16 protein-coding genes are annotated in these 19940 nt (G+C 65.2%); 10 read left to right on the top strand and 6 right to left on the bottom strand.

Features of this window, described 5'->3' with window-relative positions; all coding sequences use genetic code 11:
- The first annotated feature begins 3 nt into the window (after positions 1 to 3).
- The gene (locus A3M7_RS0105495; RefSeq protein WP_027543017.1) at positions 4 to 1011 is read left to right on the top strand and encodes an inorganic phosphate transporter; all 1008 of its coding nucleotides are present in this window, start codon (positions 4 to 6) and stop codon (positions 1009 to 1011) included.
- Here A3M7_RS0105495 and sugE read toward each other — a convergent pair.
- Positions 1004 to 1318 (bottom strand): quaternary ammonium compound efflux SMR transporter SugE, encoded by a 315-nt coding sequence (gene sugE / locus A3M7_RS0105490; RefSeq protein WP_027543016.1) that lies wholly within the window; start codon positions 1316 to 1318, stop codon positions 1004 to 1006. The genes A3M7_RS0105495 and sugE overlap by 8 nt on opposite strands.
- A gap of 158 nt (positions 1319 to 1476) precedes the next feature.
- Here sugE and A3M7_RS0105485 point away from each other — a divergent pair, with 158 nt between their 5' ends.
- From A3M7_RS0105485 to A3M7_RS0105445, 9 genes are all read left to right on the top strand, one after another.
- A complete protein-coding gene (locus A3M7_RS0105485) occupies positions 1477 to 3093 on the top strand; it encodes a peptide chain release factor 3 (protein ID WP_027543015.1) in 1617 nt (538 codons plus the stop codon).
- 296 nt (positions 3094 to 3389) lie between these two features.
- A complete protein-coding gene (locus A3M7_RS0105480; RefSeq protein WP_027543014.1) occupies positions 3390 to 3971 on the top strand; it encodes a hypothetical protein in 582 nt (193 codons plus the stop codon).
- A gap of 69 nt (positions 3972 to 4040) precedes the next feature.
- Complete coding sequence (locus A3M7_RS0105475) at positions 4041 to 4625, top strand: NnrU family protein (protein ID WP_027543013.1); 585 nt, start codon at positions 4041 to 4043, stop codon at positions 4623 to 4625.
- A 72-nt stretch (positions 4626 to 4697) separates the two neighbouring features.
- Complete coding sequence (locus A3M7_RS0105470; RefSeq protein WP_027543012.1) at positions 4698 to 6290, top strand: class I adenylate-forming enzyme family protein; 1593 nt, start codon at positions 4698 to 4700, stop codon at positions 6288 to 6290.
- A gap of 168 nt (positions 6291 to 6458) precedes the next feature.
- On the top strand, positions 6459 to 7112 hold the full coding sequence (locus tag A3M7_RS0105465) for a tetratricopeptide repeat protein (RefSeq protein ID WP_027543011.1): 654 nt from the start codon (positions 6459 to 6461) through the stop codon (positions 7110 to 7112).
- A 30-nt stretch (positions 7113 to 7142) separates the two neighbouring features.
- Complete coding sequence (locus A3M7_RS0105460; protein WP_027543010.1) at positions 7143 to 7697, top strand: hypothetical protein; 555 nt, start codon at positions 7143 to 7145, stop codon at positions 7695 to 7697.
- A gap of 177 nt (positions 7698 to 7874) precedes the next feature.
- The gene (der, locus tag A3M7_RS0105455) at positions 7875 to 9257 is read left to right on the top strand and encodes a ribosome biogenesis GTPase Der (RefSeq protein WP_027543009.1); all 1383 of its coding nucleotides are present in this window, start codon (positions 7875 to 7877) and stop codon (positions 9255 to 9257) included.
- Complete coding sequence (locus tag A3M7_RS43735; RefSeq protein ID WP_049823226.1) at positions 9254 to 10528, top strand: TCR/Tet family MFS transporter; 1275 nt, start codon at positions 9254 to 9256, stop codon at positions 10526 to 10528. Before der ends, A3M7_RS43735 begins: the two co-directional genes overlap by 4 nt.
- Before the next feature lie 176 nt (positions 10529 to 10704).
- Entirely contained in the window at positions 10705 to 13971 is a 3267-nt protein-coding gene (locus A3M7_RS0105445; protein ID WP_063629424.1) for an autotransporter domain-containing protein, read from the top strand.
- A 174-nt stretch (positions 13972 to 14145) separates the two neighbouring features.
- Here the strand turns inward: A3M7_RS0105445 and A3M7_RS0105440 are convergent, their stop codons facing one another.
- From A3M7_RS0105440 to A3M7_RS0105420, 5 genes are all read right to left on the bottom strand, one after another.
- Complete coding sequence (locus A3M7_RS0105440; RefSeq protein ID WP_027543007.1) at positions 14146 to 15369, bottom strand: ABC transporter substrate-binding protein; 1224 nt, start codon at positions 15367 to 15369, stop codon at positions 14146 to 14148.
- 167 nt (positions 15370 to 15536) lie between these two features.
- On the bottom strand, positions 15537 to 16685 hold the full coding sequence (locus tag A3M7_RS0105435) for a hypothetical protein (RefSeq protein WP_027543006.1): 1149 nt from the start codon (positions 16683 to 16685) through the stop codon (positions 15537 to 15539).
- A gap of 91 nt (positions 16686 to 16776) precedes the next feature.
- Positions 16777 to 17517: an SDR family NAD(P)-dependent oxidoreductase gene (locus tag A3M7_RS0105430; protein ID WP_027543005.1), complete on the bottom strand. Its 741-nt coding sequence runs from the start codon at positions 17515 to 17517 to the stop codon at positions 16777 to 16779.
- Between the two features lie 156 nt (positions 17518 to 17673).
- Entirely contained in the window at positions 17674 to 19197 is a 1524-nt protein-coding gene (gene purF, locus A3M7_RS0105425) for an amidophosphoribosyltransferase (protein ID WP_025576266.1), read from the bottom strand.
- Positions 19198 to 19227: 30 nt separating this feature from the next.
- Positions 19228 to 19857, bottom strand: a complete 630-nt coding sequence (locus A3M7_RS0105420) for a CvpA family protein (protein WP_011086837.1) — start codon at positions 19855 to 19857, stop codon at positions 19228 to 19230.
- Positions 19858 to 19940: the final 83 nt, after the last annotated feature.

Raw genomic sequence — 19940 nt, 5'->3', positions numbered from 1 at the left:
GCCGTGGATGCTGCGTTGGGTCTTCCCGTCCTCGTCGGATTGATCGCCGTCGCGCTGCTGTTCGACTTCCTGAACGGCCTGCATGACGCCGCCAATTCGATCGCGACCATCGTCTCGACCCGCGTGCTGCGGCCGCAATTCGCGGTGTTCTGGGCCGCGTTCTTCAATTTCGTCGCCTTCATGGTGTTCGGGCTGCACGTCGCCCAGACCATCGGCACCGGCATCATCGATCCCTCGATCGTCGATGCCCAGGTGATCTTCGCGGCCCTCGTCGGCGCCATCGTCTGGAATCTCGTGACCTGGGCGCTCGGCATTCCGTCCTCGTCGTCCCACGCGCTCATCGGCGGCCTCATCGGCGGCGGCATGGCCAAAGCGGGGATTTCGGCGGCGGTCTGGAGCGGATTGACCAAGACCGTGCTCGCCATCGTGCTGTCGCCGCTGGTCGGCTTCCTGCTGGCGATGATGCTGGTTGCGATCGTGTCCTGGGCCTCGGTGCGCTCGACGCCGTTCGCGGTCGACCGCGCTTTCCGCATCCTGCAATTCGCCTCCGCCTCGCTCTATTCGCTCGGCCATGGCGGCAATGACGCGCAGAAGACCATGGGCATCATCGCCGTGCTGCTCTATTCGCAGGGCCAACTTGGCAGCGAATTCTCGGTGCCGTTCTGGGTGGTGCTGTCCTGCCAGGCGGCGATGGCGCTGGGCACGCTGATGGGCGGCTGGCGCATCGTCCGCACCATGGGCCTGCGCATCACCAAGCTGACCCCGATGCAGGGCTTTTGTGCCGAAACCGGCGGCGCCGTGACCCTGTTCATGGCGACCTTCCTCGGGGTTCCCGTCTCGACCACCCACACCATCACCGGCGCGATCGTGGGCGTTGGCGCGGCCCGCCGGGTCTCCGCGGTGCGCTGGAACGTCGCCAGCTCGATCGTCTATGCCTGGGTGATCACGATCCCGGCCTCCGCGATCGTGGCGGCGCTGACCTGGTGGGCGGTCAAGATCTTCGTCAGGTGACGAATTTCAGCCCGGCGATGCCGGCGACGATCAGCCCGATGCTGGCAAGCCGGAACGCCGTGGCCGGCTCACCGAATAGGATGATGCCAAGTGTCGCGGTGCCGACCGCGCCGATGCCGGTCCACACCGCATAGGCGGTTCCGACGGGCAGCGATTTGAGGGCGAGTCCGAGCAGGATGACGCTGCCGGCCATCGCCGCGAGCGTGATGACGGACGGAACAAGCCTGGTAAAACCCTCAGTATATTTCAGGCCGATCGCCCAGGTAATCTCGAGCAGACCGGCGACGAATAGGATGCTCCAGGCCATGACGACCCTCCGTGCAAGGCAGGGTCGTCCCCGCGGCTGATATGCTGATGAAAAGGAAGGCCGTCCTCCCCCAGGGGCGATATGGGGCTGGCCGAAGGGCTCCGCAATCACCAAATGAGGCTTGATCAGGCCCATTTTCCCTGCCAAACGCTCCCGCCATGTCCGACATCGCCATTCCAGCCGAATCGCCGGCCCGTTCCCCGCTTGCCGCTGAAGTGGCGCGGCGGCGGACCTTTGCGATCATCTCCCACCCCGACGCCGGCAAGACCACGCTGACCGAAAAGCTGCTGCTGTTCGGCGGCGCCATCAACCTCGCCGGTCAGGTCAAGGCCAAGGGCGAGCGGCGCAACACGCGTTCGGACTGGATGAAGATCGAGCGCGAGCGCGGTATCTCGGTCGTGACGTCCGTGATGACCTTCGAGTTCGAGGGCCTCGTGTTCAACCTCTTGGACACGCCGGGCCACGAGGACTTTTCGGAAGACACCTATCGCACGCTGACGGCCGTCGACTCCGCCGTCATGGTCATCGACGCCGCCAAGGGCATCGAGGCGCGCACCCGAAAACTGTTCGAGGTCTGCCGCCTGCGCGACATTCCGATCATCACCTTCATCAACAAGATGGACCGCGAGAGCCGCGACGTCTTCGAGCTGCTGGACGAGATCGAGAAGACGCTGGCGCTCGACACCACGCCGATGACCTGGCCGGTCGGCCGCGGCCGCGACTTCCTCGGCACCTATGACGTCGTCAATGGCGGCGTGCGCCTGCTCGAAGGCGGCGGCGCCAAGACCGGCGCGGCGCAGCAGATCGAGATCGAGGAGCTCGCCAAGCTCAACGCCAATCTCGACGTCTCCGCGGTGAAGGACGAACTCGAGCTCGTCACCGAGGCGTCCAAACCGTTCGAGCTGGACGCGTTTCGCGAGGGCCATCTGACGCCGGTCTATTTCGGCAGCGCGCTGCGTAATTTCGGCGTCGGCGATCTCCTCGAGGGCCTCGGCAAGTTCGCGCCCGAGCCGCGTGCGCAGGAGAGCGACCAGCGCAAGGTCGAGGCGACCGATCCGCGCATGAGCGCCTTCGTGTTCAAGATCCAGGCGAACATGGACCCGAACCACCGCGACCGCATCGCCTTCGCGCGCCTGTGCTCGGGCAAGCTCAGCCGCGGAATGAAGGCAAAGCTGGTGCGCACCGGCAAGAGCATGCCGCTGTCGAGCCCGCAATTCTTCTTCGCGCAAGACCGCTCGGTGGCGGACGAGGCCTTTGCCGGCGATGTCGTCGGCATTCCCAATCACGGCACGCTGCGCATCGGCGACACGCTGACCGAGGGCGAGGATTTCAACTTCGTCGGGGTGCCGAGCTTTGCGCCGGAAATCGTCCGCCGCGTGCGTCTCACCGACGCGATGAAGGCGAAGAAGCTGAAGGAAGCGCTTCAGCAGATGTCGGAAGAGGGCGTCGTGCAGGTGTTCCGCCCGCGCGACGGTGCGCCGGCGCTGGTCGGCGTGGTCGGTGCGCTCCAGCTCGACGTGCTGAAAGCACGGCTGGAGGCGGAATATTCCCTTCCGGTCGAGTTCGAGGTCAGCGAGTTCCAGCTTGCGCGATGGGTCTCGTCAGACGATCGCAAGAAGCTCGACACCTTCATCGCCGCCAACACCTCGAGCATCGCCGACGACGTCGATGGTGATCCCGTCTATCTGGCGAGGAACGAGTTCTATCTCGGCTACACCAGGGAACGCGCCGAGGGCATCGAGTTCACCAACGTCAAGGACGTCAAGAAGAAGTGAGGGCGCGTTTTAGCCCGCACTCCACCCCCCGCTGTCATGCCTCGGCTTGACCGGGGCATCCAGTACGCCGCGGCCCGTCGGTTTAATCACAAACGTCTCTGGAATACTGGGTCGCCCGGTCCCGGCTCCGCCAAGGGCTTCGCCGGGCTTTCGGTGTTGGGCCGGCGTAGCTTTAGCGAAGACGGCAAGCCGGGCGACGACACTGTGCCCTGAACGCGAGCATGTGAACGTCGGCAGGGTTGACGCTATCGGGAGCAATGCCACGTTCCCGGTATGTGACATCGCGAGTTCGCATCATGTGGCGCGGCATCCTTGTTTTCCTGCTTCTGGCGATCTCGACGGTCGCCGCCGCCGACGAACGGCCCCGGCAGATCAATCCGATCCCGTTTGCGCATGAGCCGTGCAGCGTGCTCGACTATCGGCCCTGCACGCCGTCCTATTGCAGCCCGCTCGAGCCCGGCCCCTGCATTCCCGAGATCGACTACCCCTACGGCCAGAATCTCCAGCTCACGATCGAGAGCATGCCGTCCGAGACCGACCGCGCCAAATACCAGAAACCGGATCACGATCTCGACACGATCGGCGATCTCTTCGCCGCACTGCGCACCTGCTGGTCGCCGCCATCGGACAATGCGCGGGCGGGCATGCAGATGTCGGTGCGCTTCAGCTTCAACAAGGCGGGCGGCCTGATCGGCCCGCCACGCCTCACATACGCCACCGCGGGCGTTCCGGCGGACACCCGCACGACCTACCTGAACGCCATCAATGCATCGCTGAAGGCTTGCCTGCCGCTGAAATTCACCAGCGATCTCGGCGGCGCCCTGGCGGGGCGGCCGATCGCGATCCGCTATGTCGACAATCGGGAGCTGGGCAAGTAGCGCATCAGTTGCGACCGGCGGCCAATCGATGATACCTCAGAGGCGGGGCGCTGTTGAGGGGAGGACGTCGTGGGTCTGCTGGTCATGATCCTGGGGCTGGTGCTGTTTTTCGCGGCCCATGTTTTCACAACGAAACGCGAGACGCGCGCGCAGGCGATCGCAAGGCTGGGCGAGGGGACCTACAAGATCCTCTATTCGTTTGTCTCGCTTGCGGGGCTCGCGCTGATCATCTGGGGCTTTGGTCATTACCGTGCGGCCGGCTGGATCGACGTCTGGTATCCGCCGAAGGCGATGAAGCATATCACGCTCGCGCTGATGCTGCCCGCGGTCATCCTGGTGGTCGCCTCTTATCTGCGCGGCCGCATCTATGCGACGCTGAAACATCCGATGCTGGCCGGCATCAAGCTGTGGGCGGCCGCGCATCTCCTCGCAAATGGTGATCTCGGCTCCATCATCCTGTTCGGCTCGTTCCTGGGCTGGGCGGTGTATGACCGCATTTCGCTGAAGCATCGCACCGACAGTGGCGGCCCGCCGATTCCGGTGGGCGGCGTCACCAACGACCTGATCGCGGTTGCTGTCGGCGTGGTTGCGTATCTGGCGCTGGCGTTTGCGTTCCATCCTGTCGTGATCGGAGTTCCCGTCGTGGGGGTCTAGCCGATCGGCACAAGACAGGACCCGCATGTCCATGCGCGGAAGTAACAAGAGCAACAAGCTTAGGACATTCCGATGGACTGGTCGCAATCTCAGATCCCGCCGATGCGGTTCGAGGCGCGCTTTGGCGATCGGGTTGTCCCGGCGTTCTGCGACAGGCCGGCCAGTCTCTGGGCGATGATTGCAGAGGCCCGCGCACGCAACGGCGACGGCGAAGCGCTGATCTCAGGCAATGTCCGGCTGAGCTGGCGGCAGGCGGTGGAGCAGGCTGCGCGGATCGCGGCGGGCTTTCGCAGGCTCGGCTTGCAGCGCGGCGATCGTGTCGCGATCCTGCTCGGCAACCGCATCGAGTTTCCGCTGCTGCTGTTTGCCGCCGCGCATGAGGGCCTCGTCACGGTGCTGCTCAGCACGCGCCAGCAGAAGCCGGAGATCGCCTATGTGCTCACCGATTGCGGCGCCAAGATCCTGATCCACGAGGCCGGGCTCGCCGGGCGGCTGCCGGATGCGCATGATGTCCCCGATGTGATCCACCGCGTTGCCGTCGACGACGACCCGGATGTGTCGCGCTTCGCGGTGCTCGCAGACAACGCCGCGGCCGCCGCGCCAGTCGAGGTGAGCGAAGAGGACACCGCGATGATCCTCTATACCTCGGGCACGACAGGCAAGCCGAAGGGCGCGATGCTGGCCCATTGCAACATCGTCCATTCCTCGACGGTGTTCGTGTCCTGCCTGCAATTGACGGAAAGGGACCGTTCGATCGCCGCGGTGCCGCTCGGCCACGTCACCGGTGTCGTCGCCAACATCACGACCATGATCCGCTGCGGCGGCGCGCTGATCATCATGCCGGAATTCAAGGCCGCCGATTATCTCAAGCTCGCCGCGCGCGAGCGCGTCACCTACACCGTGATGGTGCCGGCGATGTACAATCTGTGCCTGCTCCAGCCCGATTTCGACAGCTACGATCTGTCGAGCTGGCGCATTGGCGGTTTCGGCGGCGCGCCGATGCCGGTCGCGACCATCGAGAAGCTCAAGGTGACGATTCCCGGCCTGAAGCTGATGAACTGCTACGGCTCGACCGAGACGACATCGCCCTCGACGATCATGCCTGGCGAGCTCACGGCAAGCCATATCGACAGCGTCGGCCTGCCGTGTCCCGGCGCGCGCATCGTCGCGATGGGGCCGGACGGGCGCGAGCTGCCCCATGGCGAGATCGGCGAGCTCTGGATCCAGAGCGCATCCGTCATCAAGGGCTACTGGAACAACCCGAAGGCGACGGCTGAAAGCTTCACTGCCGGTTTCTGGCATTCAGGCGATCTCGGCTCGGTCGATGCGGACGGTTTCGTCCGCGTGTTCGACCGGCAGAAGGACATGATCAATCGCGGCGGACTGAAGATCTATTCCGCGGAGGTCGAATCCGTGCTGGCAGGCCATCCCGCGGTAATCGAGAGCGCGATCATTGCCAGGGCATGCCCGGTGCTGGGCGAGCGCGTCCATGCCGTGGTGGTGACACGGACCCCGGTCGCCGCCGACGCCCTGCAGGCCTGGTGCGCGGAGCGGCTGTCCGACTACAAGGTGCCCGAAACCATGGCGATCACCACCGAGCCGCTGCCGCGCAACGCCAATGGCAAGGTGCTGAAGCGGCAGTTGCGGGAGCACTTGGGAACCTGAGCCGGGCAGGCGCTTCTTCCGGGCTCTCCCGGGTGGTTAACGCCTTGATCGGGCTCGCTTTGCCTTGCCACCGCCATATCGTTAGGCTACCTCGCGGCCACGCGGGGACGGGATTCCTGACGCGAACGCTGAGGCGCGCGCACCCGGACGGGCATGGGATTAGCATAAGTGTCTGAATTATTTGACGAAGTCGACGAGGAAGTACGTCGCGAACAGCTCAAGAAGCTGTGGGATAAATATTCGATCTACTTCATCGCCCTGATGGTGCTGATCGTGGCCGCCGTCGGCGGCTGGCGCGGCTACCAATATCTGGAGGCCAAGAAGGCCGCCGAGGCCGGCGCCGCCTTCGAGAAGGCCGTCGAGCTGTCCGAGCAGGACAAGCATGCGGAGGCCGAGACGGCCTTCACCGAGCTCGCCGCCAAGGCTCCGTCGGGCTATCGCACCTTGGCGCGGCTGCGTGCTGCGGCCGAGGCCGCTAGCCGCGATCCCAAGGCGGCCGCCAAGATGTACGACGACATTGCCGCCGACCGCGGCGTCGGCAGCGAGTGGCAGGATCTGGCGAAGATGCGCGCCGCGGGCCTGCTGATCGACAGCGCCAGCTACGCCGACATCCAGCAGCGGCTGGAGGCTTCCGCCGCGCCCAAATCGACTTTCCGCCACAGTGCCCGTGAGATGCTGGCGCTGTCGGCTTGGCGCAACAACGACACGACCGCGGCCCGCAAATGGCTCGACGCGATCGCCGAGGACGGCGAATCGCCGGCGAGCCTGCGCTCGCGCGCCGAGGCGCTCCAGGCACTGCTGCCGCCCGTCGCCAAAAGCTGACGGTCCCGAGAGCTGAGACGAGACACCGATATGCGCCGCACGCCTCGCCTGATCGCAGCCGCCGTCCTGATCGCCTTCACGGGCGTCCTGGGCGGCTGCTCCAGCTTCGATCCGACCGACATGCTCGATTTCCTCGACACCAAGAAGAAGCTGCCGGGTGACCGCAAGCCGGTCTTCCCGGAGGGCGTGCCGGGCCTCGAGCAGGGTGTGCCGAAGGATCTGTACAAGGGCGCGCAGCAGCAGCCCGATCCGAATGCGCCTGCCGTTGCGGCTTTGCCCGCGGAGCCGCCGCCTGAACAGGCCAAGCCGGGCAAGGGTGCCAAGGCGAAGAAGACCAGACAGCCGGCTGCCGGCGCGGCCGCGCCCGCCGATGCGCCTGCCGGCGAAGTCGATGGCGAGGCCCAGCCGGAGGCCGCGCCGCCCACCGCCGCTCCGCCGCCCAAGCAGAAGATCGTGCGCAAGCGCACCACCGCGCCGCCGCCCGATCAGCCCGTCCAGCAGGCCCAACCGACCCAGACCACGCAGCAGCAATCGCAGCAGGGCGGCTTCCCGGCGCCGCTGCCGAGCGGCAGCTTCTCGCGCTAGAGCATGACCCGGAAAAGTGCGAAGCGGTTTTCCCTCGCGACAAACGCGGAACGCGTTTGCGCGGAGATCATGCTTAAACAACAAGCTGAAGCGCGATGGGGATTCATCCCGGCCTCATCGCGCTTTAATAATTTCATTGCATTGACAGGCGCGGCCTTCGCAGCGCACGAATGACCGATGTCCTTCACGATCGCCATTATCGGCCGGCCCAATGTCGGCAAATCGACGCTGTTCAACCGCCTGGTTGGGCAAAAGCTCGCGCTCGTCGATGACCTGCCGGGCGTCACCCGCGACCGCCGCGAGGGTGAGGCCAGGCTCGGCGACCTCGAATTCACCATCATCGACACCGCCGGCCTCGACGAGGGCGCCAAGGGCTCGCTGACCGCGCGGATGCAGGAGCAGACCGAGGCCGCGATCGCGCAGGCCGACGCGCTGTTCTTCGTCGTCGATGCCCGTATCGGCCTCACGCCGACCGACCGCGCCTTCGCCGATTTTGCCCGCAAGGCCAACAAGCCGGTGCTGCTGGTCGCCAACAAGAGCGAAGGCAAGCATGGCGATGCCGGCGCGATGGAAGCCTTCGCGCTTGGTCTTGGCGATCCCATCCAGATCTCGGCCGAGCACGGCGAGGGGATGGGCGAGCTTTATGACGCCCTCGCCAAGCTGATGCCCGAGCCCGTCGACGAAGATGAGGACGAGGACGACGCGCCGCTCTCCGAGGAAGAGGCCGCGACGCGCCCGATCCGGGTCGCCATCGTTGGCCGGCCAAATGCCGGCAAGTCGACGCTGATCAACCATTTGCTCGGCGAAGAGCGCCTGCTGACCAGCCCGGAGGCCGGCACCACGCGCGATTCCATCGCGGTCGAGATCAACTGGAAGGGCCGCGATTTTCGCGTGTTCGACACCGCCGGCCTGCGGCGTCGCTCGCGCATCGAGGAGAAGCTGGAAAAGCTCTCGGTCGCCGACGCGTTGCGCGCGGTGCGCTTTGCCGAAGTCGTCGTGCTGATGATGGATACACAGAACCGCTTCGAGGAGCAGGATCTGCGCATTGCCGATCTGGTCGAGCGCGAGGGCCGCGCGCTCGTGCTCGCCGCCAACAAATGGGACCTGATGGAGACCAAGGGCGGCGGCGCGATCTCGGGCCTGAGCCGCGACGCCGACCACTGGCTGCCGCAGGTCAAGGGCGTGCCGATCGTCGCGGTATCGGGCCTGATGGGCGAGGGCATCGATCGCCTAATGCAGGCGATCCAGGACGCCTACGCGGTCTGGAACAGACGCGTGTCGACGTCCGCGCTCAATCGCTGGTTCGAGCAGGCGGTCCAGGCCAATCCGCCGCCCGCCGTGTCCGGCCGCAGGCTGAAGCTGAACTACATCACGCAGACCAAGGCGCGGCCGCCGAGCTTCGTGCTGTTCTGCTCGCGGGCCGACGCGGTGCCGCAGTCGTACCTGCGCTACCTGACCAATTCCATGCGCGAGACTTTCGATCTGCCGGGCACGCCTGTGCGCATCACCTTGCGCGAGAAGGCCAACCCCTTCGCCCACAAGCGCAAGCGGCCGTCGTGAGCAGCGATGCCGGCGAGGCGATGGCGCGGGGCGCTGCGCCGGTCCGGCGCGGCGCGGTCGCCTTCATCTTCGTGACCATCCTGCTCGACATGCTCGCGCTCGGCGTGATCATGCCGATCCTGCCAAAACTCATCGAGAGCTTCGTCGACAACGACACCGCACACGCGGCTCGCATCTTCGGCCTGTTCGGCACCGCCTGGGCGCTGATGCAGTTCGTGTTCTCGCCGGTGCTGGGCGCGCTGTCGGATCGTTTCGGACGGCGGCCGGTGGTGCTGCTGTCGAATTTCGGGCTCGCCGCCGACTACGTGCTGATGGCGCTCGCGCCGACGCTGACGTGGCTGTTCATTGGGCGCGTGATCTCCGGCATCACCTCGGCCAGCATCTCGACGGCGTTCGCCTATATCGCCGACATCACGCCGCCGGAGCGGCGCGCGGCGATCTTCGGCCGGATTGGCGCGGCCTTCGGCGCCGGCTTCATCCTGGGCCCGGCGCTCGGCGGCCTGCTCGGCGACATCGATCCGCGCCTGCCGTTCTGGGCGTCGGCGGCTTTGAGCTTTGCCAATGCGCTCTATGGGCTTCTGGTCCTGCCGGAATCGCTGGTGCCCGACAAGCGCGCGCCGTTCCGCTGGACCAGAGCCAATCCGGTCGGGGCGCTGCATCTGCTGCGTTCCAACGCGATGCTGGTCGCGCTGTCGATCGTCAACTTCATCGCGCAGGTCGCGCATGTCGTGCTGCCGTCGACCTTCGTGCTCTATGCGACCTATCGCTACGGGTGGGATTCCAAGACGGTCGGGCTGACGCTCGCGATGGTCGGCATCTGCGCCATGGTGGTGCAGGGGCTCGCGATCGGCCCGATCGTGCGCGCGCTGGGCGAGCGGAATACATTGTTGCTGGGCCTGTGCTGTGGTGCGATCGGCTTCGTGATCTTCGGCGCTGCGCCGACCGGACCGCTGTTCTGGATCGGCATTCCCGTGATGTCGCTGTGGGGCATCTCGGGTGCCGCGATGCAATCGCTGATGACGCGGCTGGTCGCGCCCGATCAGCAGGGCCAGTTGCAGGGCGCAACCGCGAGCGTGCAGAGCGTGTCGCAGCTCGTCGGGCCGTTCCTGTTTACGCTGACGTTTTCATACTTCATCGGGAGCAGCGCGCCGCTGCATCTGCCCGGCGCGCCATTCCTCCTCGCGGGCGCGCTGATGGTGGTATGCGTAGCCATCGCGATGCGCACGCTGGCGACGGTCGCATCCGCTCGCCAGACTGGTGGCCGCGGATAGGACGGTTGCGACTGTCGCCAATTCGCAACAGAGATTCCGATTCGTCAGAATCTCGCCAGAAGTCCGTACATGGAGCCTTTCGACGGCGATACTTAACCTGTTCAATAAATCTGTTGATTCGTTCTTTTTGCAATTGAAAGCCGGGGCCGCCGACGCCTCGGAAGCAAGCCATTCAAATGACGCGCCTGCCGGTCCGGATATGGTGTTTCCCTCGGCAGCGCTTGCTGATTTGGCGAGCTGCCGCTGCAATCGCGATCACGGCTTCCGTCACGCTGGCTCTGATGGGCGGGGCGTATGCGGCCTGTTCGCCGGCGGCCGACAATAGCCCCAATCCTCCGCCAGGCACGACCATTACATGCGCGGGCGCGACGACCGATCAGAACGGGACCAACGGTTACGGGACAGGCAACCAGACCGGCATTGTCATCAATGTCGGTAGCGGTGCCTCTATCGCGGGAAGCGCGAATAGCGGAATCAATATCGGCAGCGCTACGGTCAGCAATTCGGGAAGCATCACAGGCGCTACGAACGGTGTCTTCTCTCAAAGTGACGTCACCGTCACCAACAGCACCGGCGCCACCATCACCGGCACTGCCTTGTCCGGCATCGGCTCGAACAACGGCAGTGTGACTGTCGTCAACTCCGGCACGATCACGGGCAATGCAAACATTGGCGTATTCGCCTTCGTCAACGCCACGGTGACCAACAATGCGGGCGGCACCATCACCGGCGATCTCGGCGTTAATTCCGGCTTTTCCGCTGTCGGCAATGTCACCAATGCCGGCAATATCATCGGCACCTCTTACGGTGTCATTGCCTACGGCACGGGGATCGTCTCCAACGCTGCGGGCGGTCTGATTTCCGGCGGGACAAGCGGTGTCCAGGCCAACCAATTGTTGAATGTCACCAACGCCGGCACGATTGCCGGCACCGCCAACTATGGTCTGGAGGCAACCGGCAATATGGACGTCACCAACGCGGCCACCGGAACCATTACCGGTGCCGCGGTTGCCCTCCGCACCAACAGCGGATCGATCACGGCGACAAATTACGGCACAATCTCGAGCTCCACCGGCTTCGCTGCATCCGCGAACGCCAATCTGACAATAACGAACGGCGCCACTGGAAGCATGACCGGCGGCATGGCTGCCAATTTGGGCTTTGCTCACGTTACCAATCACGGGACCATTTCCGGTCTCAACAATATTGCCATCTTTGCCTTCACCGACGTCAATGTAACCAACGGCGTTGGCGGGCAGATCACGAGCCTGATCAACAACGGGATCTATGCCAGCAATGGCGTCGCAACCGTCGTCAATTCCGGAACCATAAGTGCCGGCGGCTTCGGCTACGCCATTCGCGCCGAGACGAGTGCGGTGGTGACCAACAATGCCGGCGCGCAGATCAGTGGCGGCGATACAGGCGTCCGCGCCAGCCTCGGGTCCGTCTCAGTCATCAACTATGGCTCCATTTCCGGCCTCACGGGTAACGGCATCTATGCGGGCGCGGGCGGATCGGCCGTGTTCAATGCGGGGACGATCACTGGAGGAACGGCCGCGATCCAGTTCGCCGGTAGCGGCAACGTTCTCACGCTCGCGCCGGGATCGGTCATATCGGGCAACGTGCTCGCCGGGGGCAGTGATACGTTCCAACTCGGGGGCAGCGGTGCCGCGACCTTCGATGTCAGCACGTTGGGTGCGGCCGCCCAATATCGGGGGTTCACGACCTTCAACAAGGTCGGCGATTCAGTCTGGACGCTGACCGGCACCGGCTCCTTCTCCGGCGACGTCAATGTCGGCGGCGGTGCGCTGATCGTGAACGGCAATATCGCGTCGGCCAGCAATCTCGTTGTCAATGCCGGCGGCACGTTGGGCGGCAACGGCATCGTCGGCAATACCGTGGTCAACGGCGGCATTCTGTCTCCGGGCAACTCGATCGGGACTATCAACGTTCAGGGCAGCCTTGTATTCACGGCCGCTGCGACCTACCTCGTGCAAGTGTCGTCGGCGGCTTCCGACCTCACCAATGTGACGGGGGCGGCGACGTTGGCCGGGACGGTGCGGGTCGCGCTCGCCAACGGCACGCTGCGGTTCAATTTGCCCCATACCATCCTGACCGCGGGGACGCTGAACGGTTCGCGCTTTGATTCGGTAGCGACGCCGACGGGAATTTCCGGTTCGCTGACTTATTCGGGCGGAACGGTGCAGCTTGTTCTGGGCTCGGGCCTTGGGGAGATTGCCGGCCTCAACATCAACCAGCGGGCCGTTGCCACCGCGCTCGACAAGGCGTTCAATTCCCTCGGCAACGTTCCTTCGGCGTTTGGCGGTATCTTCGCCGGCAATGTCCCGGCGAACCTGACACAGGCTTCAGGCGAGCTGGCGACAGGTTCGCAGCAGACAGCGTTCGACGCGATGAACCTCTTCGTCAATTTGCTGGGCGATCCGTTTACCTCGGGCCGCGACGGGACCGCACCGACGGCCGCTTCTTTCGGGAAAGAGGGAGCAGCCGATAGCTATGCCGGCGGTCGCCGGCCCGGTGCCGAGCGTGACGCCTACGCCATGATCGCCAAGACGCCGGGCGCGATCGGTTTCGGCCAGCGCTGGAGCGTGTGGGGCGCGGGCTATGGGGGCTCGCAGACCACCGACGGCAATGCCGTACAGGGATCGAACACGTCCACCAGCCGCATCGCTGGCACGGCCGTCGGCGCAGATTATCGGATCTCTCCATTCACCCAGGTCGGGTTCGCCTTGGCCGGCGGCGGTACCAACTTCGTCGTCGCCAACGGTCTCGGTTCGGGGCGCTCCGACCTGTTCCAGGCCGGTGCATTCGTTCGTCATACGGCCGGCGCCGCGTACTTCTCCGGCGCCCTGGCCTATGGCTGGCAGGACGTCACGACGAACCGGACGGTCACGATTGCGGGCAGTGACCAGTTGCGTGCGCAGTTCAACGCCAACGCGTGGGCGGGGCGTATCGAGGGCGGCTATCGCTTCATCACCCCGTGGGCCGGCATCGGCCTTACGCCCTATGCCGCCGCGCAATTCGCGACCTTCGAGCTGCCGGGCTATGCCGAACGGGCCATTGTCGGTGCCGACACCTTTGCGCTGGCCTATGCGGCCAAGACCGCTACCTCGCCGCGCTCCGAATTGGGATTCCGCACCGACCGATCGTTGGCATTGCCGGGAGCGATCCTCACCCTGCGCAGCCGCTTCGGCTGGGCACATGACGACAATATCGATCGCGGCATCGCCGCCACCTTCCAGGCGTTGCCGGGCGCATCCTTCGTCGTCGGCGGTGCATCGCCTGCGCGAGATGCGGCGCTCACCTCGGCGACCGCCGAGGCGAAATGGTTGAACGGTTTCTCGCTCGCCGGAACCTTTGAGGGTGAGTTCTCGAACGTCACCACAAGCTACTCCGGAAGGGGCGTGGTGCGCTATGCCTGGTAGGAAGCGCGCGTCCGCGTTGTAGAGACGCGATCCGGAGAAATGGCGCGAGCGGGGCCTTGCCCGACGGTACCCTCGTCCTTTGCAGGCCCCAAACGTGAATGCCCGGGACGAAGACGCGCTTCGCGCTCTTGCCCGGGCATGTCGTCGTGGAGCCTGTGCGCGTCCGCTACGCGGTCACTTCTTCACCAGCGGGCACTCGCTCGCCTCGAGCGGCTTGGCCGCATCTTCCGGCGCGATGGTGGCCACCAGCTTGTAGTAATCCCACGGCCCCTTCGACTCTTCCGGCTTCTTCACCTCGAACAGATAGGCCGGGATGAGGCGGCGGCCGTCGGCGCGCAGCGGGCCCTTGCCGAACAGCGGATCGTCGGTCGGCAGCTCCTTCATCTTGGCGACGACCTTGGCACCGTCATGCGGATTAGCGCCGAGCGCGTCCATCGCCTTCAGGTAATGCAGGATTTCCGCATAGAGGCCTGCCACCGTCATCGAGGGCATCGCGCCCTTGGGCGAGACCTTCTGGAAGCGCTTCGACCATTCGCGGGTCTGGTCGTTGAGATCCCAGTAGAAGGATTCGGTGAAGGTCAGGCCCTGCGCGGTCTTCAGGCCGAGCGAGTGCACGTCGTTGATGAACAGCAGCAGCGCGGCGAGCTTCTGACCGCCGGCGACGATACCGAACTCGGCGGCCTGCTTGATCGCGTTGGTGGTGTCGCCGCCCGCATTGGCGAGGCCGATGACCTTGGCTTTGGACGACTGCGCCTGCAGCAGGAAGGACGAAAAATCGGAGCTGTTGAGCGGATGCTTGACGCCGCCGAGCACCTTGCCGCCGTTGGCGGTGACGACCGCCGAGGTGTCGCGCTCGAGGGCATGGCCGAACGCATAGTCGGCGGTCAGGAAGAACCAGCTGTCGCCGCCGGCCTTGGTCAGTGCCTTGCCGGTGCCGTTGGCGAGCATGTAGGTGTCGTAGGTGAAGGAGATGGTGTTGGGCGTGCAGGCTTTGCCCGTCAGGTCGGCGGTGGCCGCGCCCGAATTGAGCAGCACCGAGTTCTTATCCTTGACGAGGTTGCTCACTGCAAGCGCAACGCCGGAGCTCGGCGTGTCCGCGATGGCATCGACCTTGTCGGCATCGATCCACTGCCGGGCGATGTTGACGCCGATGTCGGGCTTGTTCTGGTGATCACCCGAGAGGACCTCGATGGTCCAGCCCTTGGCCTTCAGGCCGGAATCCTCGACCGCCATCTTCACCGCGGCGACCGAGTTCGGGCCGCCGATGTCGGCATAGAGGCTCGACATGTCGTTGAGCACGCCGATCTTGATGGTCTTGTCCTGGGCGTAGGCGGATGTGGCAAAACCGAAGGCGGCGCAGGCCAGAAGGGCCGCTGAGCGGCGCGCGAACGTCGTCATGAAAAGTCTCCTCCATTGTCAATATGCGGACGGCTCTCTTGCGGAGCCTTGTTTCCGGCTGATGGCTCTAGCCTGTCCCACGGCCGGCGGCAATGCGCCTAAAGCCGGATGACGCTGCGTCGTTACGTCATCCGTCGGTTAACTTTTGGGCAAAATGCGTCAAGGCGCTATTTGAGCGCGTCCGACGTCAGCTTGAATTTCTGGATGCGCTTTCCGGTATCGACCTCGGCGGTATAGACGTTACCCTTGGCATCGATCGCCATGGCGTGCACCCAGTGGAATTGACCGGCATTGCGGCCGTTGTGCCCGAAGCTGCCGACCACGCTGCCGTCCTCGCGCCTGATCACCCTGATCTCGTTGTTCTCGCCGTCGGCACTGAGCAGCCAGGTCTGCTTCGGATCGGGCCAGATCGCGACGTCCCACACTGCGCCATTGCCGAGCGTGTTCCTCTCGAAGAAGAACTCCTTCACGAAGGTGCCGTCTTTCCGAAACACCTGGATACGGTTGTTGATGCGGTCGCAGACATAGACCAGCCCGTCATTGGCGAGCTTCACGCAATGGACGGGATTGCCGAACTGCTGGGCAACCGGCGCCTTGGGATCGTAGGGCGCCTGCTTGCTGTCATCCGGCTTGTTGCCATAGGCGCCCCAGTGCCGCTTGTAGGCCAGCGTGCTCGCGTCGAACACGATGACGCGACGATTGCCATAGCCGTCGGCGACGTAGATTTCGTTGGCGTCCTTGTCGATCGCGGTCTCGGCGGGTTTGCCGAGCTGCGTCGTGTCGTTGCTGCCGAGGCTCGGCGCGATCTTGCCGATCTGGGCGACGAACTTGCCGTCGAGCGTGAACTTCAGAATCGCGTTGTCGTTGTCGGCGTTGCCGCCGACCCAGACGAAGCCGCGCTCGTCGACCTCGATGCCGTGCTCGCGGCCGACCCATTCGTAGCCTTCGCCCGAACCGCCCCATGAGCGCAGCAGATTGCCGTCGGCGTCGAATTCGAGCACGGGCGGCGCCGAGACGCAGCATTTCGAGCGTGGCGGGTTGAGGCTCGCGCCCTTCTCGTCATCGGTGAGCGAGCGTGGGCGATGGATCACCCAGATGTGGCCCTGCCAGTCGACGGTGATGCCGCCGACCTGGCCGAGGATCCAGTTGTTCGGCAGCGGCTTGGGCCAGGAGGGATCGACGGCGAATGTCGGGACATCGCCGGCGGTCGCAACGCCCGGAAGCGCAAATGCGAGTGCCGCGATCAGGATGGAGAAGGCGTGAGAGACGCGTGCGAGCGCACGGCCAGCGCCTGCGCGATCATGCCATGGTGCCATGGCAACCTCCCTTTTTTGGCCTGCGGCTTGCTGCCGCTTGAGCGCGGGCAGTCAATCGCGGGGAGGGACCCAAGTCAATTGGCCAAGCCAATCAGGCCGGCGAGCGGAAGCTCATCAGGCTGCGCGTCTTGTAGTCGTAGAACTTGCCAGTCTCGGTCCAGTCGGGCGCGCACATCGGCACGATGAATTCGGCGACCTGCTCGGCGGTGTCGAGCGTCGCGGGATCCTCGCCCGGCATCAGGGTGGCACGCATGCGGGTGCGGACCGGGCCGGGGTTGAACAGGTTGACGCGCAGAGCCGTGTTCGCGGTCTCCTGCGCCCAGGCGCGCGCCAGCGTTTCCAGCGCGGCCTTGGAGGCAGCGTAGGGGCTGACATAGGCGGTCGCCTTGTTGGCGGCGCCCGAGGTGATGAACACGGCGCGGCCGGCGTCTGATTGCTTCAGCAGCGGCTCCATGCAGCGGATGAGCTGGAAGTTGGCGGAGACGTTGACGGCCATGACGTCGTTGAAGGTCTTCAGCTCGATATGGCCGATCGGCGAGGAGGGCCCGAGCACGCCGGCATTGCCGATGAGGATGTCGAGCTTGCCGTAGCGTTCGTGCAGGCCGGCCCCGAGCCGCGCGATGCCGTCGGAATCGGTGAGGTTGAGCGGCACCAGCGTGGCGCTGCCGCCCTCTTTCCGGATCTCGTCGTCGAGCTCTTCCAGCCCGCCCTGCGTGCGCGCCACCGCGACGATGTGCGCGCCGGCCTTCGCCAGCGCTTTGGCCGTGGCGAAGCCGATGCCGCGCGAGGCGCCGGTGACGAGAGCGATGCGGTCGGCGAGGGGCGTTGTCATGGCCGCGTTTTACAGGCGTGAACGGCTGGGGCAAGCCCCCGCCTGGTCGTCATTCCGGGGCGATGCGAAGCATCGAACCCGGAATCCAGAGGTTATGATACGACTTCGAGATCCCGGGTTCGCGCTATCGCGCGCCCCGGGATGACGCCTTCGGCGTTAGCTCGCCTCCGCCAGCAGCGACAGCTGCCGGGGCTGCTGCTCGGTCTGGGTCTGGTCGGTGAGGTGGGTCGGATACGCCCCGGTGAAACAGTGATCCGAGAATTTCGGATTGGCCGGGTCGCGGCCGGGCTCGCCCATGGCGCGGTACATGCCGTCGATCGACAGGAAGGCGAGCGAGTCGGCGCCGATGATCTCGCGCATCTCCTCCAGCGAATGCGTCGCCGCCAAGAGGCCGCCGCGATCCGGCAGGTCGATGCCGTAATAGTCGGGATAGAGGATCGGGGGCGAAGCGAGGCGGAAATGCACTTCCTTCGCGCCCGCATCGCGCATCATGCGCACGATCTTCTTCGACGTGGTGCCGCGCACCAGCGAGTCGTCGATCAGGATGATGCGCTTGCCTTCGATCGCGGCGCGGTTGGCCGAATGCTTCATGCGCACGCCGGATTCGCGGATCGCCTGCGTCGGCTGGATGAAGGTGCGGCCGACATAGTGGTTGCGGATGATGCCGAGCTCGAACGGCACGCCGGAATGCTGGCTGTAGCCGACCGCGGCGGGCACGCCGGAATCCGGCACCGGCACGACGACGTCGATCGGCACGTGGCTCTCGCGCGCGAGCTGCGCACCGAAGGCCTTGCGCACCTCGTAGACCGAGCGGCCGTGGACGATGGAATCCGGACGGGAGAAATAGATGTATTCGAAGATGCAGGGACGCGGCGCCATCGGCGGGAACGGCTTGTGGATGTCCTGGCCGTTCTCGTCGAACACGATGACTTCGCCCGGCTCGATGTCGCGGATGAAGCGCGCGCCGATGATGTCGAGTGCACAGGTCTCGGAGGTCAGGATCGGGCAGCCGTCGAGCTCACCGAGCACCAGGGGGCGGATGCCGCGCGGGTCGCGCGCGCCGACCAGCTTCTTGTTGGTGAGCGAGACCAGCGCATAGGCGCCCTCGATTTCGCGCAGCGCGTCGATGTAGCGCTCGATGAAGCGGGTGCGCCGGGAGCGCGCGACCAGGTGCAGGATCACCTCGGTGTCGGTGGTCGACTGCATCATCGCGCCGCTCTTCACGAGCTCGCGGCGCAGCGTCAGGCCGTTGGTGAGGTTGCCGTTATGGGCGACCGCAAGGCCGCCGGCATTGAGCTCGGCGAACAGCGGCTGCACGTTGCGCAGGATGGTGGCGCCGGTGGTGGAGTAGCGGACATGGCCGACGGCCATGTTCCCGGGCAGACGGTCGATCACCTCGCGGCGGGAGAAGGTGTCGCCGACGAGGCCGAGGCGGCGTTCGCTGTGAAAGCGGCTGCCGTCATAGGAGACGATGCCGGCGGCTTCCTGGCCGCGGTGCTGAAGGGCGTGGAGACCGAGGGCCGTGATGGCGGCCGCCTCCGGGTGGCCGTAGATGCCGAAGACGCCGCATTCCTCGCGGAGCGTATCCCCTTCCAGATCGTCCTGAAGCTCCAGCGCGGCCGGGCTCAGACCGGCTTTGGGATCGAGATCAAGTTGGGCGTCCTGGTCAGGGTGTCGCATCTCGTCTCCGCGCCTCTCTTTAGGGCCTAATCAACGCGCCGCAGGTTTCTCGATCAGCTTTTTCAGGCTGTCACGAGCAGGTTTACTGTATCCGTCGCCACTGCCCGAAGGCTGCTGCTCGGAATCAGCTTGATCATCATCTGGTTTGTTTTTCTTGAATCTCTTCAAGATGGTGTTCTCGGGGTCATCCGGCAAGAGCGCCATCAGCCAATCACCGGTTCCCTGGAGCACCACGCGGGATTTCGCCCCCGTCACCCAGTCCGGGCGCTGCTTGTCCGGCACCAGCCAGGTGAAGAACAGGAAGGCGACCACGACGATCAAAAGCCCGCGAGCGAGGCCAAACAGGAAGCCGAGGGTGCGGTCCAGCGCACCGATCCGCGAATCCAGGATCATGTCGGAGATCCGGACGGTGATCACGGAGACCACGACCAGGGTACCGACGAACACGCCGGCGACCACGACCACGCTCGCGACGGTGTCGTTGTTGAAATAGGTCTTTGCGGTCGGCAGCAGCTTGGAGAAGGAGTACAGCGTCACGATCGCCGCCGCGCCCCAGGCTGCGATCGACAGGATTTCGCGCATGAAGCCGCGGACCATGGCAAGCAGGCCCGAGATCAGCATCACACCGAGCAGGATCAGGTCGAGGAGTGTTACTGGCATCGGCTGGTCTGGTCCGCTCGTACTCTCAAAGGTGCTCAGCGAATCGGTGTTTGGCCGCTGCCCTAAAAGAGGGGCAGACGGCG

The sequence above is a fragment of the Bradyrhizobium sp. WSM2254 genome (assembly GCF_000472645.1).
Taxonomy (GTDB): Bacteria; Pseudomonadota; Alphaproteobacteria; order Rhizobiales; family Xanthobacteraceae; genus Bradyrhizobium; species Bradyrhizobium niftali.
Note: the sequence above shows the minus strand (reverse complement) of the source record. Positions and strands in the feature narration are given on the sequence as shown.

Excerpts from the sequence above, each read along its gene's own strand:
- sugE (WP_027543016.1), bottom strand. The coding sequence starts at position 1,318 with ATGGCCTGGAGCATCCTATTCGTCGCCGGTCTGCTCGAGATTACCTGG.
- A3M7_RS0105485 (WP_027543015.1), top strand. The coding sequence starts at position 1,477 with ATGTCCGACATCGCCATTCCAGCCGAATCGCCGGCCCGTTCCCCGCTT.
- A3M7_RS0105480 (WP_027543014.1), top strand. The coding sequence starts at position 3,390 with ATGTGGCGCGGCATCCTTGTTTTCCTGCTTCTGGCGATCTCGACGGTC.
- A3M7_RS0105470 (WP_027543012.1), top strand. The coding sequence starts at position 4,698 with ATGGACTGGTCGCAATCTCAGATCCCGCCGATGCGGTTCGAGGCGCGC.
- A3M7_RS0105460 (WP_027543010.1), top strand. The coding sequence starts at position 7,143 with ATGCGCCGCACGCCTCGCCTGATCGCAGCCGCCGTCCTGATCGCCTTC.
- der (WP_027543009.1), top strand. The coding sequence starts at position 7,875 with ATGTCCTTCACGATCGCCATTATCGGCCGGCCCAATGTCGGCAAATCG.
- A3M7_RS0105445 (WP_063629424.1), top strand. The coding sequence starts at position 10,705 with ATGACGCGCCTGCCGGTCCGGATATGGTGTTTCCCTCGGCAGCGCTTG.
- A3M7_RS0105440 (WP_027543007.1), bottom strand. The coding sequence starts at position 15,369 with ATGACGACGTTCGCGCGCCGCTCAGCGGCCCTTCTGGCCTGCGCCGCC.
- A3M7_RS0105435 (WP_027543006.1), bottom strand. The coding sequence starts at position 16,685 with ATGGCACCATGGCATGATCGCGCAGGCGCTGGCCGTGCGCTCGCACGC.
- A3M7_RS0105430 (WP_027543005.1), bottom strand. The coding sequence starts at position 17,517 with ATGACAACGCCCCTCGCCGACCGCATCGCTCTCGTCACCGGCGCCTCG.
- purF (WP_025576266.1), bottom strand. The coding sequence starts at position 19,197 with ATGCGACACCCTGACCAGGACGCCCAACTTGATCTCGATCCCAAAGCC.
- A3M7_RS0105420 (WP_011086837.1), bottom strand. The coding sequence starts at position 19,857 with ATGCCAGTAACACTCCTCGACCTGATCCTGCTCGGTGTGATGCTGATC.